The 12,889-nt window shown below is 58.0% G+C and carries 15 protein-coding genes and 1 pseudogene; 9 read left to right on the plus strand and 7 right to left on the minus strand.

Features of this window, described 5'->3' with window-relative positions; all coding sequences use genetic code 11:
* The first annotated feature begins 227 nt into the window (after nucleotides 1-227).
* Entirely contained in the window at nucleotides 228-1,127 is a 900-nt protein-coding gene (lpxO, locus tag AC1Q9F_RS02230) for a lipid A hydroxylase LpxO (RefSeq protein WP_127798055.1), read from the plus strand.
* Between the two features lie 42 nt (nucleotides 1,128-1,169).
* On the opposite strand, the gene ku is transcribed toward lpxO, so the two are convergent.
* On the minus strand, nucleotides 1,170-2,030 hold the full coding sequence (gene ku / locus AC1Q9F_RS02235; protein ID WP_492619121.1) for a non-homologous end joining protein Ku: 861 nt from the start codon (nucleotides 2,028-2,030) through the stop codon (nucleotides 1,170-1,172).
* 206 nt (nucleotides 2,031-2,236) lie between these two features.
* Between ku and AC1Q9F_RS02240 the strand changes: the two genes are divergently transcribed.
* Together AC1Q9F_RS02240 and AC1Q9F_RS02245 are read left to right on the plus strand one after the other, a co-directional pair.
* A complete protein-coding gene (locus AC1Q9F_RS02240) occupies nucleotides 2,237-2,578 on the plus strand; it encodes a hypothetical protein (RefSeq protein WP_492619120.1) in 342 nt (113 codons plus the stop codon).
* 50 nt (nucleotides 2,579-2,628) lie between these two features.
* Nucleotides 2,629-3,774 carry a PQQ-dependent sugar dehydrogenase gene (locus AC1Q9F_RS02245; protein ID WP_492619119.1) on the plus strand — a complete coding sequence of 382 codons (1,146 nt, stop codon included), beginning with the start codon at nucleotides 2,629-2,631 and terminating at the stop codon, nucleotides 3,772-3,774.
* Between the two features lie 14 nt (nucleotides 3,775-3,788).
* Here AC1Q9F_RS02245 and AC1Q9F_RS02250 read toward each other — a convergent pair whose 3' ends face one another.
* A complete protein-coding gene (locus AC1Q9F_RS02250; protein WP_492619118.1) occupies nucleotides 3,789-4,883 on the minus strand; it encodes a GNAT family N-acetyltransferase/peptidase C39 family protein in 1,095 nt (364 codons plus the stop codon).
* Between the two features lie 92 nt (nucleotides 4,884-4,975).
* On the opposite strand from AC1Q9F_RS02250, the gene AC1Q9F_RS02255 reads away from it, so the two are divergent.
* The gene (locus AC1Q9F_RS02255; protein ID WP_134826748.1) at nucleotides 4,976-6,550 is read left to right on the plus strand and encodes a RimK family ATP-grasp domain-containing protein; all 1,575 of its coding nucleotides are present in this window, start codon (nucleotides 4,976-4,978) and stop codon (nucleotides 6,548-6,550) included.
* 7 nt (nucleotides 6,551-6,557) lie between these two features.
* Nucleotides 6,558-7,481, plus strand: coding sequence for a magnesium transporter CorA family protein (locus tag AC1Q9F_RS02260; protein WP_492619117.1), 924 nt, complete (start codon nucleotides 6,558-6,560; stop codon nucleotides 7,479-7,481).
* On the opposite strand, the gene AC1Q9F_RS02265 is transcribed toward AC1Q9F_RS02260, so the two are convergent.
* A complete protein-coding gene (locus AC1Q9F_RS02265) occupies nucleotides 7,462-7,800 on the minus strand; it encodes a DUF2834 domain-containing protein (protein ID WP_440811836.1) in 339 nt (112 codons plus the stop codon). The two genes, AC1Q9F_RS02260 and AC1Q9F_RS02265, sit on opposite strands and share 20 nt — an antisense overlap.
* A gap of 251 nt (nucleotides 7,801-8,051) precedes the next feature.
* On the opposite strand from AC1Q9F_RS02265, the pseudogene ilvA reads away from it, so the two are divergent.
* Nucleotides 8,052-9,041, plus strand: a pseudogene (gene ilvA, locus AC1Q9F_RS02270) (threonine ammonia-lyase, biosynthetic); the annotation flags it as partial.
* Nucleotides 9,042-9,067: 26 nt separating this feature from the next.
* On the opposite strand, the gene eco reads toward ilvA, so the two are convergent.
* Nucleotides 9,068-9,553, minus strand: a complete 486-nt coding sequence (gene eco, locus AC1Q9F_RS02275; RefSeq protein ID WP_492619116.1) for a serine protease inhibitor ecotin — start codon at nucleotides 9,551-9,553, stop codon at nucleotides 9,068-9,070.
* Nucleotides 9,554-9,924: 371 nt separating this feature from the next.
* On the opposite strand from eco, the gene AC1Q9F_RS02280 reads away from it, so the two are divergent.
* A complete protein-coding gene (locus AC1Q9F_RS02280; protein ID WP_492619115.1) occupies nucleotides 9,925-10,191 on the plus strand; it encodes a DUF1652 domain-containing protein in 267 nt (88 codons plus the stop codon).
* On the opposite strand, the gene AC1Q9F_RS02285 is transcribed toward AC1Q9F_RS02280, so the two are convergent.
* Nucleotides 10,188-10,586 (minus strand): hypothetical protein, encoded by a 399-nt coding sequence (locus AC1Q9F_RS02285; protein WP_262192602.1) that lies wholly within the window; start codon nucleotides 10,584-10,586, stop codon nucleotides 10,188-10,190. The two genes, AC1Q9F_RS02280 and AC1Q9F_RS02285, sit on opposite strands and share 4 nt — an antisense overlap.
* A 90-nt stretch (nucleotides 10,587-10,676) precedes the next feature.
* On the minus strand, nucleotides 10,677-10,946 hold the full coding sequence (locus tag AC1Q9F_RS02290; protein ID WP_273903077.1) for a DUF2790 domain-containing protein: 270 nt from the start codon (nucleotides 10,944-10,946) through the stop codon (nucleotides 10,677-10,679).
* Between AC1Q9F_RS02290 and AC1Q9F_RS02295 the strand changes: the two genes are divergently transcribed.
* Nucleotides 10,939-11,076 carry a hypothetical protein gene (locus AC1Q9F_RS02295; RefSeq protein WP_492619114.1) on the plus strand — a complete coding sequence of 46 codons (138 nt, stop codon included), beginning with the start codon at nucleotides 10,939-10,941 and terminating at the stop codon, nucleotides 11,074-11,076. The genes AC1Q9F_RS02290 and AC1Q9F_RS02295 overlap by 8 nt on opposite strands.
* A 362-nt stretch (nucleotides 11,077-11,438) precedes the next feature.
* A complete protein-coding gene (locus tag AC1Q9F_RS02300; protein ID WP_025109577.1) occupies nucleotides 11,439-11,735 on the plus strand; it encodes a hypothetical protein in 297 nt (98 codons plus the stop codon).
* A 184-nt stretch (nucleotides 11,736-11,919) separates the two neighbouring features.
* Here the strand turns inward: AC1Q9F_RS02300 and AC1Q9F_RS02305 are convergent, their stop codons facing one another.
* A complete protein-coding gene (locus AC1Q9F_RS02305) occupies nucleotides 11,920-12,885 on the minus strand; it encodes a tetratricopeptide repeat protein (protein ID WP_492619113.1) in 966 nt (321 codons plus the stop codon).
* Nucleotides 12,886-12,889: the final 4 nt, after the last annotated feature.

A 12,889-nucleotide genomic window follows, 5' to 3' on the forward strand; every position in this document is an offset into this window, starting at 1 on the left:
ATCCCGATTGCCGTTTGGCGCTATCGCGGGACAGTTTTTCACAGATGAAGGTTCACTATTGCTTACAAACTGTGGCTAAAATGCCATCCATTCACCCAATGCCTTGTCCGGCATGGGCTCAAGGATGCGCCATCGGGACGTTTTTTTGATTTCAGACACTGCCACAGACCTTGGGCCACAGCCCTAAAGGCGCGCAGTTTGTTCACTTCTGACGTGTGACGATTTCCGTGAAACTCATCATTGCCGCTGTATATGTCATTTCCATTGCATACGTTCACCTGCGCGGTCGCGTGCGCCACAAAATCGGTCGTCAACTGAGCGATCACTCTTCGTTTCTGGCACCGATCAACTGCTTCCTTTATCTGTTCTCGAAAAAGCCCAACACCCCGTACCTCGATCCGAAGGACTTTCCCGATCTGAGCCCGTTGCAGGCGCACTGGGAAGAAATCCGTGAAGAAGGTCGCAATCTGCTGCGCGCCGGCGAAATCAAGCGCTCGAACCAGTACGATGACGTCGGTTTCAACTCGTTCTTCAAGACGGGCTGGAAGCGTTTCTACCTGAAGTGGTACGGCGACAGCCACCCGTCGGCGCTGCAACTGTGTCCGCGCACCACTGAACTGGTGCAGAGCATCGGCTCGATCAAGGCTGCGATGTTTGCAGAATTGCCGCCGGGCTCGAAACTGGTGCGCCACCGTGACCCATACGCTGGTTCGTACCGCTATCACCTGGGCCTGGAAACGCCGAACGACGCCGGTTGCTACATCAACGTCGACGGCGAGAACTATCACTGGCGTGATGGCGAAGCGGTGATGTTCGACGAGACCTTCATTCATTACGCGGAAAACACCACCGACCAGAACCGCATCATCCTGTTCTGCGACGTCGAGCGTCCGATGAAGTATCGCTGGGCAGCGGCGTTCAACGGCTGGTTCAGCCGTACCGTGATGTCGGCGGCCGGTGCGCCGAACGACGCGGGTGATCGCACCGGTGGCATCAACCGCTTGTTTACCAAGATCTACAAGATCCGCCTGCGCGGCAAAGAACTGAAGAAGCGCAATCGCAAACTCTACTACATGGAAAAGTGGGCGATCTTCGGCGGTCTGCTGGCGATCTTCATTCTGATCTGACAAATCGGGCGACTGTTGAGAGACAGTCGCCCGATTTCATTTTCACGATGCTTTTTTGGTCTTCTTCGCCGCTGTGGTCTTGCTGGCAGTCTTCTTCGCCGGTTTGGCCGGGGATTTCCCGCCGAGGCTGCGCTTGAGCAGTTCGGTCAGGTCGATAACGTCGGCCGATTTGCGCTCTTCTTCACCGGAAACCGTCTCAACGTCTTCGATCTTGCCTTCATGGGCCTTTTTGTCCACCAGCGCCATGATCTTGTTTTCGAACTCGTCGTTGTAGTCCTCGGGCGTCCAGTCCGCCGTCATGTCTTCCACCAGTCGTTTGGCCATGTCCAGTTCGCCCTTGGCCAGCTGTGGTTTAGTCACTTCGCTGCCCAGTGCCAGCTCATCAAGGCTGCGCACTTCCTGAGGCCAGCGCAGTTTCACCAGCACCAGTGCCGACTCGAGGGGCATCAACGCGGCCAGATACTGACGCGTGTGTAAAACCACACGGGCGAGGGCGACCTTTTGGGTTTTGCTCAGGGTTTCACGCAACAAGGCGTAGACCTTGCCACCGCGCTTGTCCGGGGCCAGGTAATAGGGCGTGTCGATGTTCTGCAACGGAATTTGCTCGCTGTCGACGAAGGCGAAGATGTCGATGGTCTGGGTCGACACCGGGTGCGCCGAACGGATCTCTTCCTCGCTGAGCACCACATAGCGGCCTTTTTCGAACTGCACGCCTTTGACGATGTGCTCCTTGGTGACTTCCTTGCCGGTGACCTTGTTGACCCGTTTATAGCCGACCGGATCCATGCTGCGGCTGTCGAGCCAGTCAAAGTCAACGCCTTGGGATGAGGTCGCCGAGACCAGCGCCACGGGGATGTGCACCAGACCGAAACTGATTGCGCCTTTCCAGATTGCCCGAGCCATGGTGCTGTTCTCCGAGTGATGTTCGGGTGACCCGTGGCCCGGCGTAAAAGTTTCCGTTGTTTGCGGGGGCGGTGGTAAACGGCAGGTCAAGCCGTGTTACATCTTGTTTAGCTGTGATGGGTTAACAAATCCGAACCCTGGGCGTAGCGTGGACTCGAAGGCTCTAATCCACGCGCATCAAAACAGCGCATCAAGAGAGGCCGCTCATGAACCGTTTCCTGCTTGGCATTGCGTTGCTGGCCCTCAGTGGCGGGCTGGTTCACGCCGAGGGCGCCAACACGCATTCATCGCTGTTGCTGGCACAAAGTCCGACCGGCAAAAGCAACAATCCTTACAACAGCCCGATCCGCCGGGCGAACCCCAACAGCATGCAGGGCACCCAGCCCAGCGCTCCGCCTGTTCGCGGGCCGAATACGGTGCCTGTGCCACGGCCGCCGACTCTGGAAAACCGTGGTATCGGCAATGGCCAGCCGCTGCGCTCCGTCCCGAGCACGTCACCCACCTTCATTCCCAATCCTCCAGCCCGTGACAGCGGGAGCAACCGTTGAATGGCAGAACCGTTTCTGTCAGCCCTTCAAACGAACAAAAGGAATCGTGCATGTTGCGTAAAACCCTTCTGGCCGGCCTGTGTGCCAGTGCGCTGATCGCCGCCCCGGCGTTCGCTGCCGCTCCCAAAGAGCTGCAAAGCGAGCAGGGCACCCTTGAAGTCACAACGATTACCCAAGGGCTCGAGCATCCATGGGCCTTGGCTTTCCTTCCGGATCGTCAGGGCATGCTGGTGACCGAACGCCCCGGCAACCTGCGCGTGGTGGGCGCCGACGGCAAGCTGTCCGCGCCGATCACCGGTGTACCGGACGTCTGGGCCAAGGGGCAGGGCGGATTGCTCGATGTGGTGCTGTCACCGGATTTCAAACAGGATCGCCTCGTGTACCTGTCCTACGCCGAGGGCGGCGGAGCGGGTGACAAGGCCGGCACGGCGGTAGGGCGCGGGCGTCTGTCGGATGACCTGAAAACCCTGAAGGACTTCATCGTGATTTTCCGTCAGGAACCGAAACTGTCGGTCGGCAATCACTTCGGCTCGCGGCTGGTGTTCGACCGGGACGGTTATCTGTTCATCACCCTGGGCGAAAACAACGACCGTCCGACCGCGCAGGATCTGGACAAGCTGCAAGGCAAGGTCGTGCGGATCTACCCCGACGGCAAGGTGCCCGATGACAATCCCTTTGTCGGCCAGTCCGGGGTACGCCCGGAGATCTGGTCCTACGGCCATCGCAATCCCCAGGGCGCCGCGCTCAATCCGTGGACCGGCACCTTGTGGGAAAACGAGCACGGCCCGCGCGGCGGCGACGAGGTGAACATCATCGAACGCGGCAAGAATTACGGCTGGCCGCTGGCGACCCACGGCATCAATTACTCCATGCAGCCGATCCCGGAAGCCAAGGGCAAGACCGCCGAAGGCACGGTTGGGCCGCACCATGTCTGGGAAAAATCCCCGGGCGTCACTGGTATGGCTTTCTACGATGCCGATCGCTTCAAACCCTGGCAGCACAACGTGTTCATCGGTGCGCTGGTGACGCAGGAGCTGATCCGCCTGCAGTTCGACGGCGACAAGGTAGTGCATGAAGAGCGCTTGCTGGGCGAACTGAAACAGCGGATCCGTGATGTGCGCCAGGGGCCGGATGGTTACCTGTATGTGCTGACGGATGAGTCCGATGGCTCGCTGTACAAGGTCGGACTCAAATAAATGCGTCATGCGGGTCAGCGGGCGTAGAGCACCACCGCCGCCCGCAACTTGCCTCGACCGAAGCGGCACATTTTCTCGAACTCCCCATGGCTGACCGGCACGTGCTGGCAGTCCATGGGCTGGCGATGCTGGCTGTGATCGACATCCGGGTCGTGCAGGTAGACAAAGTCTTCATCGCAGTCGGTGACGATCACCCAGTGCGGCGACTTGGAGCGGGTCAGGCGATAGCTGCTGATGAGCACCAGAGGCTGGCCACCGTTGGCCAGTAGCGCGGGTAAGTCCATCGTTACGCCAATGGATTGATCGACATCGGTGTCGTTCAGTTGCGCCATGAACTCGTCATGGACCAGACGCATGACGTCTTTTTTATGCGCATCACGCACGCCGTCGAGAAACAGCGGCCCGATCATGCTCAGTTGCAAACGCACTTTAAAACCTCGGCGCCACGCCGCCAGTGCCAGGCCCTGCGGGCTGCAACCGCCATGGCCGGCCGTCATGAACACCGTGGTTGCCTCGCGCCACAGCTGCAATTCCTCGCGCCGCTCCAATAAGCGATCGACCTGCAACGCCCCCATGGCCATCAGCAGGCAGGCCGGGCCGCAGGTGAAATCGGTGGTTTGTCGGTAATAGGGAACCTTGATGTTGCGCGAATCGCGGTGCTGGAGAATGCGTTTCTCCAGACGCAGCGCGTCGGCGTGATCCTCGTAGTAGTCATGGATCAGCGCAAAGCGCCGGTAACCGTTGCGCTCGTACAGGGCGATGGCGGCGGGATTGTCGGTGCGCACTTCCAGCCGCAGGTAGGCGCAGTCGTGCTCGAGCGCGCAGGCCTCAATCCGTTGCAGCAATTGCTTGCCCAGACCGCCGCCGCGCGCCTCGGGAGCAATCGCAATCGAATACAGCCGGGCCAGCGAGGTGCCGCGATGAAACAGCACCAGCGCATACCCGGCCAGTTGGCCCTCACGTTCGGCCACCCACAATTGCCCGTGGGCCCGGGTGATCATCCATTGGAAACTGCGGCGGGTGAGCCGGTCCGTGGTGAAACAGTGCATCTCCAGCGTGAGCAATGCTGGCAAATCCTCAACGACCGCCAGGCGAAAAACAGCATTCATATGACCACCGTAAAAGTTGCGTAACGAAACGGGACTTTCGAAAAACTTCGTGCTTAATAGAAAAGGTCTTGTTCTCCAACGGATCAATTTCTATGTCAGCGGTACAGGGTCATTGGCGCGAAGTATCCAGTCAAAGTTTGCCACCGGCAACTTATTTAAAACCGCAGATCAGAACTTCCAGTCAAGTGTTGATCATCGTCGAACGCAAGGAAGACTGGGCCTCGTACTTTCCCAGCGAAGACATCCTGACGGCCCAGGAATACCTCGAACAGCCCCCCGACAGCGAGCCGGGAAAACGGGTACAGGTGATCAATCTGTGCCGCAGCTACAAGTACCTGGGCCACGGCTACTACTGCTCGCTGCTGGCTGAAGCGCGGGGGCACAAGGTAATTCCGTCTGTACGCACCATCAGCGAACTGACGCGAAAATCCCTTTACGGCCTGGCGCTGGACGACCTGGATAAAACCCTGGAAAAAGCCCTCAGCCATCATCTCTACAGCGACACCGAAGGTTTTACGCTGACACTTTATTTCGGTAGAACCCATATCGAGCCGTTGCAGGATCTGGCCCGGCAATTGTTTGAAGTGTTTCCGTGCCCGATTCTGTTAGTTGAATTCCGTCGAACTAATGGCTGGCACATCGAAGGTATCAAGTCCGGCGCCTTGCACAAGTTGCGTGACGATCAGGAAGATCAGTTCGCCAATGCGCTGGACGGCTTCAGTCGCAAGGTCTGGCGTGTTCCGCGTTCGCCGCAAGTGGCGCGTTATGACCTGGCGATCCTGCATGATCCGCAGGAGGCGTTGCCGCCATCCAATGCCCGCGCGCTGGAAAACTTTGTGCGGGTCGGCAAAGGCATGGGCATCGATGTCGAGCTGATCGAACGCAAGGACTACGCAAGGCTGGCCGAGTACGACGGCCTGCTGATCCGCGAGACCACCAGCGTCGACAACCACACTTACCGCTTCGCCAAGAAGGCCGAAAGTGAAGGTCTGGTGGTGATGGACGACCCGACCTCGATCCTGCGCTGCACCAACAAGGTCTACCTCACCGACCTGCTCAACAGCCATCAACTGGGCATGCCCGCCACGGAAATCCTGTACAAGGAGCGACCCGAAGACTTCGAACGGGTCGGCGAGCGCCTCGGTTTTCCGCTGGTACTGAAGATCCCCGACGGATGTTTCTCCCGTGGCGTGATCAAGGTTGAGAGCCAAGAGGCTTTGCTGGAGGCCACCGCCGAGCTGTTCGAACATTCGGTGCTGTTGCTGGCCCAGGAATTCTTCTACACCGAGTACGACTGGCGCATCGGCGTGCTTAACCGCAAACCGATCTTTGCCTGCCAGTACTTCATGTCTAAGGGCCATTGGCAGATCTACAACCACAAGGCCAAAGGCCAGGACGTCAACGGCGAATGCCGCACGCTGGCGATTCACGAAGCGCCGCGCGCGGTGGTGGAGCTGGCGGTGAAGACCGCCAACCTGATCGGCGACGGCTTGTACGGAGTTGACCTGAAACAGGCCGGCGACAAGGTGGTGGTGATCGAGGTCAACGACAACCCGAACCTCGACGCCGGCATCGAAGACGCTTATTTGCAGGACGATCTGTATTCGCTGGTACTGGAAGAATTCGTGCGGCGCCTCGAACTCAAGCGCCGCGGTCAGGCCTGGTGACCGGTCGATGATCAACAGCTTTGCACTCAATCACGGCGTTTTGCAGCGGGTCGAGCGGCTGGACGCCGAGGTGATGCTGTTCAGCGATCCCGATGCTGCCGAGCGCGACTTGCTGCACAGTCACTTCAAACTTGATGAACACGCGCTGGCCTCGGCGCTCGACCCGGACGAAGTTTCACGGATCGAGTTTCACCCCGATCACTTGTTTCTGATCTGGAAACGCCCGGAAAACTATTCCGGCGGCGGCAGCCTGGCGTTCGAGGTGTCGTCCTGCGGTTTGCTGTTCTCACCGGGCCAGTTGCTGGTCATCGCCACGGACGACACGCCGCTGCACGGTGTCGGCACACGTCAACCACTGAACACGCCGCTGGATGTGTTGCTGGACCTGCTGTTCAACAACATCCATCACTACCTCGGGCACTTGAAGGTGATCAAACTGGTCGCCCGGGAGTTGCAGCAGAAATTCAACGCCTCGATGCAAAACCAGCATCTGGTGCAGATGTTCAACCTCAGCGAAAGCCTGATCTATTACATCAACGCCCTGCACAGTAACGGCGCGGTGCTCACGCGGTTGCGCAATCACGCGGAAAAACAGCATTTCGGCAGCGAAGCGATCGGCCTGATCGACGACCTGATCATCGAAAACAACCAGTGCTACAAACAGGCGGAAATCTACTCGACGGTGTTCTCCGGGCTGATCGACGCCCGGGGCAACCTGATGAACAACAGCATGAACAACCTGCTGCGCAAACTGACGCTGATCAACGTGGTGTTCCTGCCGCTCAACCTGATTGCGAGCATCGGCGGCATGTCGGAATTCAGCATGATGACCGCCGGCACGCCGTGGTGGGTGTCGTACCCGTTGTTTCTGGCGGCGATGCTGCTGGGGGCGGGCGGGATGCTGTTCGGGCTCAGGCGTCTGGCGAAATGACCGGGGCCGAACGCTTGCGATCCTGCAGGCCGCGGACCACCAGGTACAAAAGCGGCCCGACTGAAACAAACACCGCCGTCAGCAACAGATAAGGCACTACCGACCAGCCCGACTGCCCACGCTTGCGCGCGTCCTTGTACATCCAGACGCCGGCCAGGGTTGCCAGCAGATAGAGATCAATCACCACTTGCGCTGTGTCGGGCCGCGACATCAGGCTGATGCCGAAGTCGATCAGCGATTGCTCGGCTTGCAGCATCACGGAAACGGTATAGCCGCTGAAGGCGATCAACGCGGTGAGGGGCAGGGCGATGGACATCAGGTATTCCTTCCTTGGGCAGATGAGCGAAAGGCCAGCCTACAGATCCGCCACAAAATTCGCCATTGACTTGCCAGCAGCGCCCGGGCTAATTTCGGGGCCATGATTTCCACCGTACTGCGCTGCCAGCCAAGCATTATTACCGCCATTCCTCATTTGGCGGGCTAGCTCACGACTGCAGCACCCAACCCGCCCTAGAGGCGGGTTTTCATTTTCTGTCTCCGGGGTTCTGAATCAAACGTCAGGAGACGACCATGCGCTACAGCCCCGCCCAGCAAGCCCTGCTTGAGCAGTACGTGAAAAAGATCCTCGCAGCGCCGGTGTATGAACTGGCGGTGCGCACGCCGCTGCAACCGGCGCCGGCGCTGTCCGAAGCGCTGGACAACCGGATCCTGCTTAAGCGCGAAGACCTGCAACCGACCTTCTCCTTCAAGATCCGCGGTGCCTACAACAAACTGGTGCAACTGAGTGATGGGCAGAAGGCGCGCGGGGTGATCACGGCGTCGGCGGGCAATCATGCGCAAGGCGTAGCGCTGGCGGCGCGGGAACTGGGCATTGCCGCGACCATTGTGATGCCGGCAACCACCCCGGAGCTGAAAGTGCTGGGTGTCAGTAGTCGCGGAGCCGAAGCGCTGCTGCATGGCGAAAGCTTTCCCTTTGCTCTGGCCCACGCGCTGCAGCTGGCTGAGCAGACCGGCCGAACCTTCGTCTCACCATTCGACGATCCCGATGTGATCGCTGGCCAGGGCACGGTGGCGATGGAAATCCTGCGCGAGCACCAAGGCGCACTGGATGCGATCTTCGTCCCGGTGGGTGGTGGCGGGTTGATCGCCGGCATCGCGGCGTATGTGAAATACCTGCGACCGGAGGTGCGGATCATCGGCGTCGAGTCGGAGCACTCGGCCTGTCTGAAAGCTGCCATGCAAGCGGATGAGCGAGTGGTGCTGCCCAATGTGGGCACATTCGCCGACGGCGTGGCGGTCGCGCAGATCGGCGCCTACGGGTTCGAGGTTTGCCGCTTCTGCGTGGATGAGGTCATCACCGTCAGCAACGACGAACTCTGCGCAGCGATCAAGAACATCTACGACGATACCCGCTCGATCACCGAGCCTTCCGGTGCTTTGGCGGTCGCGGGCATAAAACAGTACGTGGCGCTAACCGGCGCACGGAATCAGACGTTCATCGCCATCGATTCCGGCGCCAATATCAACTTCGACAGCCTGCGTCATGTCGCCGAGCGAGCGGCGGCGTGCGGCGTAGTGGCTTGAAGTTACTCGGGAATGGCCACGCCAATCTTGTCCGAGGCCGACCAGACGCGGAAGCGCACTTCGACGTCCTGCGGTGCGTAAATCACGATCGGCAGCTTGCTGTTGTAGCGCACGGTGAAACCGTCACCGATCACCGGCACGAACGCGCGCTTTTTCTGGGTGCCGGGTGGGCAAGCCATCAGCGTGCTCATCGGGCCGCTGACCTTTTCCAGGCGGTAGAACGGATAGCCCCAGCCTTCGAGGTTTTTCTCTTCGAGGGTGCCGCCCAGGCGCTGGCGGTTGCAGTCGACTTCGAGGGTCTTGCCGGCGAGGATTTCGACTTTGAAGTTTTCTTCCTGGGCCTGTTGCGGCAGATGGATGACCTGGCGCGTGAAGCCCGCTTCGGCCTTCGGATAGGGCGCGGTGTCTTCAAGTTTGGCGGCGTGGGTGAGGGTGGACAGGCTGGCGAGCATCAGGCCGGCGGTTGCGTAAGCAGTGAAATTTCCCATTGAAGCCTCCTGGCGGGTGTACGTTGGTTGACGGGCATTCTCACTGTCACAGGCGATGAATGCAAACCGCCAGCCGCATGCAAATTGCAGTGTCTGCACGATCGAATCTTGCATTTTGCAACTGGCCAGTGGCCTGCCTTTTTCTCAAGCCATTGATTTGCAAGGAGGTGAAAGCGACCCGATGAAAGGCACGTTTTATGCGTTGATTTGGTGCGGCGCACCGAGTTTGGGCGCCTACACTCCAATGGGCATTTCGCAGTACAGCCGCTTGTCACACCCAGGGATTCAGCGGGGATACACCCGTGGGAAGCCGTGGCAACGGTCGACGTGAATACTTGATTGGCAGTCTCACAGTAAGGAGAGGTTTCGCCATGTTTCTGTCTGCCTTGGAACTCCGCAACATCATAGAAAGCAGCTTTCTACCAAAACGCTGCCAGTGCACGCTGTCCCCGGATCTGTCGATGACCGTCAAAGTGTATGGCGATCACCAGACCGATCAGGTTGAGCTGCTGGTGAGTGGCATCGATGCCAGTCACTTGAACAGCTGTCGCGAAATCAACGGCCTGATCGCCGAGTTGCGCTCGGATCTTGCGCAACACGCAGCAACTCATTCAGTGCCGCGATCCCGAGTCGTCTAACCGACTGTTTCACCCAGTTCGACCGTCACGCGCCGGGCCTGCAAGAAGCCAAGGCCCAGCGCGAACTCGACCAGCACCGCGAGCAGAATCCCGGGGCCGGCGTGGCCGTTGAGCCATTCAGCAAACCCCAGCACCGCCAGGCCAAAACAGCCGACGATAAAGCCGTTGCTCAGCGCATTGCGCGCGATCGACACCGGCGCGTTGCGCACCAGATAAAACATCACCCCCAAAGCCGCAAACAGCACCGCGCTGCGCCGAGCGACGAATCCGGCTGCTTCCGAATACTCGATGCTCCAGATCGCCAGCAACACCTGTGGCGCCAGGCCCCATGCAAGAGAAAGCAGAAAACACAGGCAGAAGGTGAGGGTCGACAACGTGCGAAACGACAACTGCATGGCGAATCCTTGCGGCAGTGAGGAGGGCCCCGAGCATACCCTTCGAGACCCGTGCTCGCCTACCGCGAAGCCGCAAATCAGAGCTTTCTGTCAGTTCTGGAAGTTGCAGGCGTCAGACATTTTCCGGTAACTGATTTCCTCGGGTTTACCAGCGTTGTCGAGGTACTTCATGTCGGCGGTAATGACCTTGCATTGCTGCGTCTGCGGCTCGGTCATCGAGATCACTTTGCTGACGTGCAGCGGCATGCCGTATTCGTAAGGCACGGCCTTCGCGTTGGCGGACGTGTCATTGGCCTGGGCCAGCCCGGCAAACGCGGTGCAGGCGAGGGCGGTGGTGAGCAGGAACGGACGAATGTTCATGATGGACTCCGGTGCGACGGAAATTGAGTTCGGCATGTTGCGAGCCAAACCTGCCGCACTGGGCGTCAGCCAGGGGCTGAGGGTGTGCGGTTCAGTAGAGTTTTTGACCGCGGCGTTAAGCGATGGTTAACCGGGCTGAACGCCGGCTGTCTGGGCGGGGATTGTTTCGTGGGGGAGTCTCGGCGGATTCCTACAAGGGTGGATGCCTTGTCTGCTTTCGGGGGCTGGAGTGGGGCGGTTATGGTTTGGCGTCGCTGCAAAATCAGCGGCTTAGGTTTGGTCACCTAAAATAACAGCCCTCACAAGTGTGCCATTATTCGCTCCCTGGACATCTATGTCCTCGAAGTGCATTGCAGTGGCGGCTGTGTGCAGGGTCGCCTTCGGGCGTGCTGAGTTGGGTTGTTCTCGGTTGACCAAGCCTGCGCACAGTCCGCCTCCCCATCGTTTGGTCACGGTGTCGGCGGTTACTTACAACCTAATCGAGTAACTCCAATGCCAATCCTGAAATTAAGCTCCGCCCGCTATCTCCCGCTCAACAGCGGCGTCACCGACAGCGCACCGCTGGTCATCGACACCCAAGCCAACCCGAAAGATCTCTTCGAAGCCGCCGTGCAACGCATCCGCGCCGCAGCCGATCTGCTCGAAACCCTGCACTGCCTGTGCTTCAAACACGCCGACGTCCAGGACATTCCCCACATCACCCATGCGCTGTACCTGCTGACGCAGGATGGCAGTGATTTGCTTCAGGTTGCGCAGCAGAAAATGTTGAACTGGCAGGCGCCGGTTTGATGCTGTAACTAAAAAGCGGAAGGAGTGAGGCATTAATGCATTTCACTCGTTCCGCTTTTTCTATACGTTAATTTCCGTATTCCATGGGACAGCTTCGACTTAGAATCTAGGCCTGCCCGCATAGGAAAGTGTTGGATGGTTCCTACGCTTTCGTGCTTGCTGTCACAAGATTTTTTTCAAGGGTTTATCGGCTTAACTTGTCAGGAAAGAACGACAGGGGAGGATGGCTCGATTCCCACTTTTTGGATAGTTCATTCGCTTCTGAAATTTGCGAGCTGGTCAGCTTTGTCGCAATTATTGGAAGCTTGTACTCGACGTTAACTTGCATTCCGCCCCCTCCATCCAAGATGCGAAGCAAGGACACAAGCGAATATCCCTTCACAGGGTCGTAAGGGAAACCATATGTATCAGGTTCGTGCGCAAGATATGACCCATAGTTATAAACAGACTCTGCATAACTCACTAAGGCAGCTTGCTCATTCCAATGTCGAAACCCACCAAGATCACCTTTTTCGTAAAGAATGGCCGCGTATTCCAGCATCGACTTAGGATTTCCATTCTCAGCTGATAATTTGAACCATTTTTCGACTTCTTGAGAGCGCTTCCAAGGCAAGAAAAAACCATCGCCTTGTTTGTAACTGACCGCAATTAAATATTGAGCCTGCGCTTCGCCTGCAGTTGCGGATTTGAGCAGCCATGACTCGTCGAGAGTAATTTCATACATAATGAACATTGCTTCAGCGTCGCCGGTGTCAGCACTTTTTTGAGCTATTTCTTTCGCTTGATTCAGCCATTCTATCGGCTTTTTTTTTGGGGGCTCGCAGTCGTTAGTTACAACGCATAAGTCATTTTCGATGCGGCCCAGCTGTATCATTGCATATAGATCCCCTTGCTCTGCAGAAGCCTCGTACCACTTCCTTGCTTCAGGATCCATATAGTGATTCTTTTTTCGTAATGCTTCCGCGAGAAAATACTGCGCTTCGTGATCGCCTGCTTCAGAAGCGGTTGTTAAAAAGGGAATGGCGGAGTCATATTTTAGTTGGTTGTATAGAATGATTCCGGCAGAAGGTCGCTGTTCCATTTTTTCTGCCAGGCAGGTTTTACTGAGGATTAAAAGTGAAACGACAAAAAGGCATTTAAAAACTTTCATTGAA

Source organism: Pseudomonas sp. GW823-FHT04A03, from assembly GCF_058796615.1.

Excerpts from the sequence above, each read along its gene's own strand:
- ku (WP_492619121.1), bottom strand. The coding sequence starts at position 2,030 with ATGGCTCGGGCAATCTGGAAAGGCGCAATCAGTTTCGGTCTGGTGCAC.
- AC1Q9F_RS02240 (WP_492619120.1), top strand. The coding sequence starts at position 2,237 with ATGAACCGTTTCCTGCTTGGCATTGCGTTGCTGGCCCTCAGTGGCGGG.
- AC1Q9F_RS02245 (WP_492619119.1), top strand. The coding sequence starts at position 2,629 with ATGTTGCGTAAAACCCTTCTGGCCGGCCTGTGTGCCAGTGCGCTGATC.
- AC1Q9F_RS02250 (WP_492619118.1), bottom strand. The coding sequence starts at position 4,883 with ATGAATGCTGTTTTTCGCCTGGCGGTCGTTGAGGATTTGCCAGCATTG.
- AC1Q9F_RS02255 (WP_134826748.1), top strand. The coding sequence starts at position 4,976 with ATGTCAGCGGTACAGGGTCATTGGCGCGAAGTATCCAGTCAAAGTTTG.
- AC1Q9F_RS02260 (WP_492619117.1), top strand. The coding sequence starts at position 6,558 with ATGATCAACAGCTTTGCACTCAATCACGGCGTTTTGCAGCGGGTCGAG.
- eco (WP_492619116.1), bottom strand. The coding sequence starts at position 9,553 with ATGGGAAATTTCACTGCTTACGCAACCGCCGGCCTGATGCTCGCCAGC.
- AC1Q9F_RS02280 (WP_492619115.1), top strand. The coding sequence starts at position 9,925 with ATGTTTCTGTCTGCCTTGGAACTCCGCAACATCATAGAAAGCAGCTTT.
- AC1Q9F_RS02285 (WP_262192602.1), bottom strand. The coding sequence starts at position 10,586 with ATGCAGTTGTCGTTTCGCACGTTGTCGACCCTCACCTTCTGCCTGTGT.
- AC1Q9F_RS02295 (WP_492619114.1), top strand. The coding sequence starts at position 10,939 with ATGTTCATGATGGACTCCGGTGCGACGGAAATTGAGTTCGGCATGTTG.
- AC1Q9F_RS02290 (WP_273903077.1), bottom strand. The coding sequence starts at position 10,946 with ATGAACATTCGTCCGTTCCTGCTCACCACCGCCCTCGCCTGCACCGCG.
- AC1Q9F_RS02300 (WP_025109577.1), top strand. The coding sequence starts at position 11,439 with ATGCCAATCCTGAAATTAAGCTCCGCCCGCTATCTCCCGCTCAACAGC.
- AC1Q9F_RS02305 (WP_492619113.1), bottom strand. The coding sequence starts at position 12,885 with ATGAAAGTTTTTAAATGCCTTTTTGTCGTTTCACTTTTAATCCTCAGT.